Source organism: Candidatus Poribacteria bacterium (assembly GCA_021295715.1).
In the GTDB taxonomy this organism is placed as follows: Bacteria; Poribacteria; WGA-4E; order WGA-4E; family WGA-3G; genus WGA-3G.
On sequence record JAGWBV010000024.1, the window covers coordinates 23,048 to 31,309 of the forward strand.

5 protein-coding genes are annotated in these 8,262 nt (G+C 50.2%); 4 read left to right on the forward strand and 1 reads right to left on the reverse strand.

The window, feature by feature from the left end; genetic code table 11:
- Positions 1 to 10: 10 nt before the first annotated feature.
- Positions 11 to 1,252, forward strand: coding sequence for a diaminopimelate decarboxylase (gene lysA, locus J4G07_08255; protein ID MCE2413981.1), 1,242 nt, complete (start codon positions 11 to 13; stop codon positions 1,250 to 1,252).
- 58 nt (positions 1,253 to 1,310) lie between these two features.
- Here lysA and J4G07_08260 read toward each other — a convergent pair whose 3' ends face one another.
- Positions 1,311 to 2,327 (reverse strand): dienelactone hydrolase family protein, encoded by a 1,017-nt coding sequence (locus tag J4G07_08260; protein ID MCE2413982.1) that lies wholly within the window; start codon positions 2,325 to 2,327, stop codon positions 1,311 to 1,313.
- 157 nt (positions 2,328 to 2,484) lie between these two features.
- On the opposite strand from J4G07_08260, the gene J4G07_08265 reads away from it, so the two are divergent.
- From J4G07_08265 to J4G07_08275, 3 genes are all read left to right on the forward strand, one after another.
- Entirely contained in the window at positions 2,485 to 4,599 is a 2,115-nt protein-coding gene (locus J4G07_08265; protein ID MCE2413983.1) for an ABC transporter ATP-binding protein, read from the forward strand.
- Positions 4,600 to 4,735: 136 nt separating this feature from the next.
- Positions 4,736 to 6,616, forward strand: coding sequence for a DNA mismatch repair endonuclease MutL (gene mutL / locus J4G07_08270; GenBank protein ID MCE2413984.1), 1,881 nt, complete (start codon positions 4,736 to 4,738; stop codon positions 6,614 to 6,616).
- Between the two features lie 519 nt (positions 6,617 to 7,135).
- On the forward strand, positions 7,136 to 8,262 hold a 1,127-nt coding region (locus J4G07_08275), incomplete at its 3' end, for a WD40 repeat domain-containing protein (protein ID MCE2413985.1).

Consider the following 8,262-nt stretch of genomic DNA (forward strand, 5'->3'; position numbering starts at 1 on the left):
TCAAAAACAGATGAGTTTTCACTACAAAGACGGGTACCTCTACTGCGAAAAATTGAGGGTTAAAGACATTCAAGAGCAGGTACCCTACAGTCCATTCTACCTCTACAGCCTTGCGCAATTGGAGGCGAACTACACCGCATATCAGAAAGCACTTGACGGAATCGATTCAATCATCGGCTATGCGATTAAAGCGAATAACAATCTCGCCTTAATCAAACGTCTCAGCACGCTTGGCAGCGGTGCGGTCCTTGTCAGCGGCAACGAATTACAGATGTCACTCGCGGCAGGCTTCGATCTGAAGCGGACAATCCTAAACGGCAACGGGAAAACGCTTGAAGAGCTCAGACTCGCTGTTGAACACGGAGTGCTGATTAACATTGATAGTGAATTCGATTTAGCGCACATTCAACAGACCGCAAAAAACCTCAACGAACCTGCCAATGTCCTCATCCGTATCAATCCGGATGTCGATCCACAGGTGCATCCGTATGTTTCTACGGGCATGAAGAATTCCAAGTTCGGTATCCGTAATGAGCGGCTTGATTGGTTTTTAAACGAAATTCGTAAGGATCCATTATTGAATTTAGTGGGTGTCCATTGCCACTTGGGGTCAACGATTAAGAAGGTGCGAATCTTCCGAGACGCTACTGAAATTATGCTCGCTTTCATACGTGGGATTCAAGCGGAGGGGTTTTCGCCGCGTTATCTCAATATCGGCGGTGGTTTGGGAATTGATTATGAACGCACGGGTGAGGAGATTCCGACACCGTCCAATCTCATTGATTCTATCCGTGATTTGCTACCTAAGGAGATTACACTCATTATTGAACCCGGTCGTTCTCTCGTTGGCAATACTTCTGTCTTTGTCAATCGTGTCACGGGTGTGAAAACCAACGGTAACAAGCATTTTATCGTCACTGATGGTAGTATGTCAGAACTCATCCGACCAAGCCTCTACGATGCCTATCAGCATATCCAGTTTATCGAACCGATTGATGGTGCAATTGAAACCTACGATGTCGTCGGTCCCGTCTGCGAATCCGCAGATTTTCTTGGCAAGGGGCGTACACTCCCAACACCTCATGAGGGTGCCGGGCTTGTCGTTTGCGATGCCGGTGCTTATTGTCACGCCATGAGTTCCAACTACAATCTAAAGATGCGTCCGCCGGAGTATCTTGTTGATGGCGGTAACTTTACTTGTATCCGCCGCGTTGAAACACTCGACGATTATATGCGCCTTTTCGATGTCTAAGGCAGACTGCGGTGGGCATTGTGAAGTAATGTTGTATTTCTGGAGAGCACCTATATTCTCATAAGCGTTCTTCCAAAAACGCAATGCCCATCTCCAAATCAATTTCATGTTCACCCTGAAAGTGGTCCAACACCAATTGGTCCCGTGCTCCTGATGCTGTATAGATGTTTTCCAGTTGTCTGAACGCTGTCAAAGCGTCTGATTCGATAAAACACATATCATCCGAACCGATCTGCGTCATGCACGCTCTCGGGGCAATCAGTCCTGCTACGTCCGCGATGTCCCCGGCTTTCCTAAGCCCGAACATAAACTGTGAACCGCACGTATTCCCCCGCCCTCTGTCGTTTAATGCATCCGTCAATGTGCTGAGATAACACACAATAACGGCTGCCTTCACGCGCTGATCCAGGGCGGAAATGTAGGTCGTCATCGTGCCACCGAATGAACATCCCATGCATCCTAAACGACGCGAGTCGACTTCGGGGAGCGACTGGAGATAGTCCAAACACCGTTGTCCGTCTGAGATATTCAGTTGCATCAGTTGATAGCCGAAGTACCCGTATGCGAGATAAGCAACATTACATCCATCGCGACCGGGGCGGCGCACCCACTCGTCTCTGTCCTTTCGTTCACCGAAACACCGCCAGTCGGGTGCTAATGTCACAAAACCACGCCGCGCCAATTCCACAGCGTACTGTTTCTGATAGTCCTCCACAATTCCGACTGCCCCGTCTTTACCGACGCCGTGTCCATGGGCACATAGGACCCCAGGTGCTGGATTCTTCGCGCTCGCACTTTCTGGGATTAAGACATACGCCGGGATCGAAGAAAATGGATCTGGGTTGAAGATTATCTTTTTTCGTGTGTAACCGTCCCGTTTTATCTCCTCTAAGACTTCAACTTCCAACGGCAATGCTTCCGGCGAAGGTCCCAGGTCCTTGACGAGGTTGCGCCGGAATCTTCTTCTCCATTCTTGCCACTCTGTTTTTGTCGTTCCAGTAAAATGAAGGGGTGGCGTTGCTTTCAGAAGTTGTTCCACACCTTGCTCTGCTGTCAAAAAACGCCGTGCTGCCATAATCGTCTCTCCTCCTGCCAATGATCTAATTTCCGTCTTAAGTACTCTACTTATTTTTTGCTTTACTATGTATACCGCGAATTTAGGAAAAAATCAACCGTTATTTCTTTTCTCGATTTCCCTTGACTTCTCCAAAATCCGATGCTATAGTAGTCTCATGGACGATACATTGCTTAGTGTACAGAACCTCAAAACCTATTTTCGCACGCCCGAAGGGCTTGCCCGTGCCGTTGATGGCGTCTCTTTTGACATCAAACCGAACGAAATTTTCGCGCTCGTTGGGGAGTCCGGTTGCGGTAAAAGTGTCACCGCGCTCTCTATAATTCAACTCATCGCGCAACCTGCTGGGTTCATTGCTGACGGTGCTGTCTATTATAAAGGACAAGACATCGCACGCTTGTCTGAGGTTGAGAAACGGAGGATCCAAGGCAACGACATCGCCATGATATTCCAAGAACCGATGACCAGTCTCAACCCTGTTTTCACCATCGGGAACCAAATATCAGAGGCAATCCAGGAACATCAAGACCTTCGCGGTACCGCCGCAAGGAATGCCGCAATTGAAATGCTCGACCTCGTCGGTATTCCGGAACCTGCTGCCCGTTACGAAGAATATCCACACCAAATGTCTGGCGGTATGAAGCAGCGCGTTATGATTGCTATGGCACTCTCCTGTCGTCCAGGTCTCCTCATCGCCGATGAACCGACAACCGCGCTTGATGTTACCATACAAGCGCAGATCCTCGAACTTATCCAACGTCTCCAGCAAGAATTGCAGATGGCAGTCCTCCTGATTACACATGATTTGGGGGTCGTCGCCAACATCGCTGACCGAGTTGCGGTTATGTACGCCGGAAAAATCGCTGAGATGGGGACATGGCAACAGCTCTACGAAACGCCACAGCACCCTTACACCGTAAAACTCCTCGAATCGACGCCCGCGCGGGATAAACGCGGAATGGAGTTACACACAATTAGCGGTAGAGTCCCGAAAGCAACCGAGTATAATGACGGTTGCCGATTCGCTGATCGGTGTCCAAAAGTCATGAACGAATGCGACACCATTATGCCTACGTTACACGCTGTCAACGGCAGTGAACACAACGTTGCTTGTCATCTCTACAATCCCGAACCCCCATTTAATGCGAAACTAATAGGGAACACAAAACTGGTCCTCGAAACCGGTGAAAAGGAAGAAAGAATCGAAGAAGGAGATGGAAGGAAGGATGGGGACCCACCCTTCCAGTCTTCCACCCTTCCAACCGAGAACCTTTCAACCTTCCAATCTTCTAATCTGCTTCAGGTAAAGGACCTGTGTGTCCACTACTCTATTCAGAAAGGTATCTTCAAACGGACGGTCGGGTATGTTTACGCCGTTGATAATGTTAACCTTGATATTCCACGCGGCAAAACGCTTGCACTCGTTGGAGAATCTGGATCTGGCAAGACCTCCTTTGGTAAAGCGATTCTCCGGTTGGGCGTGCCTGTTGAAGGCGACATCGTTTATGATGGCATTAATATCGCGACAACCACCCGTCAACAGATGCATCCCTATCGGAAAAGAATGCAAATTATCTTCCAAGATCCCTACGCCTCCCTTAACCCGCGAATGCCTGTTGGTGCTATTATTCAGGAGGGGATGCAGGCACACGGTATTGGTACATCCGACGAAGAACGGCAGGCGCAGGTCGCAGAATTAATGCGTCGTGTTGGCTTATCTCCAGATATGGTAACCCGCTATCCGCACGAATTTTCTGGTGGTCAAAGACAGCGCATCGGCATTGCACGGTGCCTCGCCGTTGATCCGGAGTTCATTGTCTGTGACGAGGCTACCAGCGCGTTAGATGTCTCCGTGCAAGCGCAAATACTAAATCTGTTGAAATCGTTACAGGTTGATTTTAATCTCACCTACCTCTTCATCACGCATAACCTTTCCGTTGTTGAGTACTTTGCGGATGAAGTGGCGGTAATGTACCTCGGTAGGATCGTTGAGCGCGGGACAACGGAGGAGATTTTCGATTCACCCAAGCATCCTTATACACGGGCACTCCTCTCGGCAGTGCCGAAGATGGATGAGCAGACAGGCGTTGAAAAAATTCGATTGGAGGGTGATGTGCCTTCCCCAATCAATCGTCCGGTCGGGTGTCATTTTCACCCACGTTGTCCAGAAGTGATGTCCATGTGTAAAGACGAATATCCGGGCGCAACCAATTTTACACAGACGCACTCGTGCCACTGTTACTTGTATCAGGCTGAATCGCGTAAGACTTGACGGGATTTGGAAGTCTCATCGGTTTGGTAGCCTGCAACAACGACGCAGGCGGATATGAGGAAGGCGCGTCAAAGTTCCAAACGCACTCTGTTTCTCCGCAAGGTAAAATTAAAAATCCGTAAGGTAAAATTAAAAAATGGCAAAAATTAAAATACTCTCCGCAGATGTTGCCAATAAGATCGCCGCAGGCGAGGTTGTCGAGCGTCCTGCATCCGTCGTCAAAGAACTCATTGAAAACGCCGTAGATGCGGAAAGCACCTCGATCCGTGTCGAAATTCGGGCAGGCGGGAAACGCCTCATCCGTGTGTCTGATAACGGTGTCGGTATGGCACGCGAGGACGCGCTCCTCGCCTTAGAACGCCACGCAACGAGCAAAGTCGGCCGTATTGAAGACCTTGAGCATATTGAAACCTTTGGGTTCCGCGGCGAAGCCTTAGCAAGTATCGCCTCCGTTTCGCAATTTGAGCTCCTCACCCGCACCCCTGACGCGCTTGAGGGAACAAAAGTGGATGTTGAGGGCGGCGTTTTTCGTTCTGTGCAGGAGAGTGGGTGTTCCCCCGGCACTCACATGTCCATTAATAACCTCTTTTACAATGTCCCCGCACGCCTAAAATTCCTCAAAACCGATACCACCGAGATGAACCATATCACGAATCAGGTGACATGGGCGGCACTCGCGCATCCGAAGATCCATTTTTCGCTGACGCATAACGGCAGATCGATTCTTGATGTCCGCGCCTGTGATTCATATCTCGAACGCGTTCGCCTCCTTTACGGCAGAGAGTTTGCTGAAAACCTCATCGAATTTACAGAGGAGCTGCCTGACCTGAAGATGTACGGTCTGCTCGGTAAACCCGAATTTACGAAGCCGAATCGAGAGTATCAACTCTTTTTCCTCAATCAGCGACCTATACGTAGTCGGATCATCGGTGCAGCATTGACGGAAGCACTCAACGCCATGGTTGCTAAGGATAGACAACCTGTCGCCCTACTGTTACTAACACTGGAACCCGAAACGGTTGATGTTAATGTGCATCCCGCCAAAATCGAAGTGCGCTTTCGGAACGAGCGAACAATTTATAGCGGTGTCGTCCGGATGCTTCGCGACGCTCTCCATAAGACGAAATATATCCCCAAAATTGAGACACCCGTTGAATCGACGCAATCCGAGGAAGACCCCGAGAGCCGAAGTTTCCGCCCATCACTGGGAAGGGTCGATTCGAACCTATCACGACGGGTTTCCACCCCGGGGTCCCCAACTGTTGTTGGGAGAGCGCAACGGACAACGCCTATTCCACAAGCACCGCGCACGCAAACATCACAAGAGGCGGAAGACGCGGATCAGACTTCGGAAGCGCAAACGCCGTCTACACCGACTGAAATCGTTGTGCAGCCACCCCAGCAGGTTTCTGGTGATGCAAATCTCAGTCTGCTCGACTTTAAGAATGTCCAACTCAAGACGAACCTCTTTAAGACCTACATTGTCGTTGAGGCGGAGGAAAAAATCTTCTTCATCGACCAACACGTCGCTGCCGAACGCGTCCTTTATGAACGTTTCGTTAACCAAGTCGAAACCGATGGGATTCCTGTGCAGGGGTTGCTACTGCCCGTAACTTTAGAAGTTACACCGCAGCAGCTTGGAGTCCTCAAAATTCACGGCGACATCTTCAAGAAACTCGGCTTCGATCTGGAGGAGTTCGGTGGGAATACTATCCTAATTCGTGCGATTCCATCGCCGTTGCCGACCCGCATCGCCGCACAGACCGTCACCGATCTGCTTGACAAACTTCCCGAAGCACCCCATACCGAGGTCCAAATCCCAGAGGCGATCGACAACGCCTTGATAACCCTCGCCTGCAAATCGGCAGTCAAAGCCGGGGATACATTGGATACCAAAGAGATGATAAACCTCATCAAGGAACTCTCCGAGGCGAAACTCCCGTTCAATTGTCCGCACTCACGTCCTATCATCGTCGAGATGGGACGCGATGAATTGGAACGTCGATTCCACCGGTAAATTATGGTAAAACCCGAAAGTCTGTGGATGCTCTCAAAATACAAAACGTCTCCCCTCCGCTGGCGAGGTTTGTAACCTCGCCTCCTGCAAATCTACCATAAAAACACTGATACAATACGTTAATTCTGTTTTCACATTCGTTTTTCACGGAGAAGTGGCATATTACCTCTTGGCGACCCACGTCACGCCTACGTCCGCAAAAACCTCCGTGAAGCCTCCGTGAAAGTTAGCCTCCCTTCGCAACATTTCATAGTCAGATATACAATTTTTTTCCATGTTGCACCTTTTCTGACTTAAAATCCGCCTTTCAGGATATACGATGTAAACCCTATTGCCTTACTTGATGTTAAAAGTTAAAAGATTTGACATCAGATTCAGTCTTTAGTGATAAAGCGCAGCCTCATCTTTTCAGGAGGGAATCTCGTGGAAAGAGAAGATGTGGAAATTAAAGTTAGGGCATCAGGAAATCGGTATTGACAAGAGCAGAAGCCATACGGCTGACTGGAATGGTAAAGATGAATATGGCGAACCTATAAGGAGAAATTACGCGTGAAAACTACACTATTTTCGATCTTAGTTGTACTTTTGGCGATATTTACTGTCGTGCCAGACACCTTTGCGCAAGACGGCACGACGTTGGCATTACCCGAAAGTGCTAAGGCACGTCTCGGCAAAGGGAAGATAAATGAAGTAAAGTATTCCCCAGACGGCACACATCTGGCAGTCGTAAGTAGTATTGGGACTTGGATTTACGACGCACAGACAGGCGAAGAACTCAAACTGATCACCGGGCATACATCTGGAGTCAACAGCGCATCGTTTAGTCCAGATGGGATGACCCTCGCCAGTGGTGGTAAGGACCGCGCCATCCGTCTGTGGGATGTGGACACAGGTAGCGAGCTTCGCAAACTCACTGGACATACGGATTTAATCAACAACGTATCGTTTAGTCCAGATGGGATGACCCTCGCCAGTGGGAGTCACGACTATACTGTCCGTCTTTGGGATGCGAGCACAGGTAGCGAGCTCCACACACTCACCGGGCATGGGGCTCCGGTCCTCAGCGTATCGTTTAGTCCAGATGGCACGATGATCGCCAGCGGGAGTTGGGATGTCACCACCCGTCTTTGGGATGCGAGCACAGGTAGCGAGCTCCACACACTCACTGGGCATACGAGTAGGATCACCAGCGTATCGTTTAGTCCAGATGGCACGACCCTCGCAACTGGGAGCGGTGACCGCACTGTCCGTCTGTGGGATCCCAACACGGGTGGTTCCATCCGCACGCTCACCGGACATAGGGGTTTGGTCACCAGCGTATCATTTAATCCGAATGGGACGATGGTCGCCAGCGGGAGTTGGGATGACACTGTCCGTCTGTGGGATGTGAACACTGGGAGCGAGCTCCGCACACTTACTGGGCATACGAGTAGGGTCACCAGCGTATCGTTTAGTCCAGATGGGACGATGATCGCCAGTGGGAGTGAGGACGGTGCTGTTCGTCTGTGGGATGTGAACACGGGTGGCGAGCTCCACACGCTCACCGGGCATACGGTTGGAGTCATCGCCGTATCGTTTAGTCCAGATGGGACGATGATCGCCAGTGGGAGTGAGGATGGTGCTGTTCGTCTGTGGGATGCGAACAC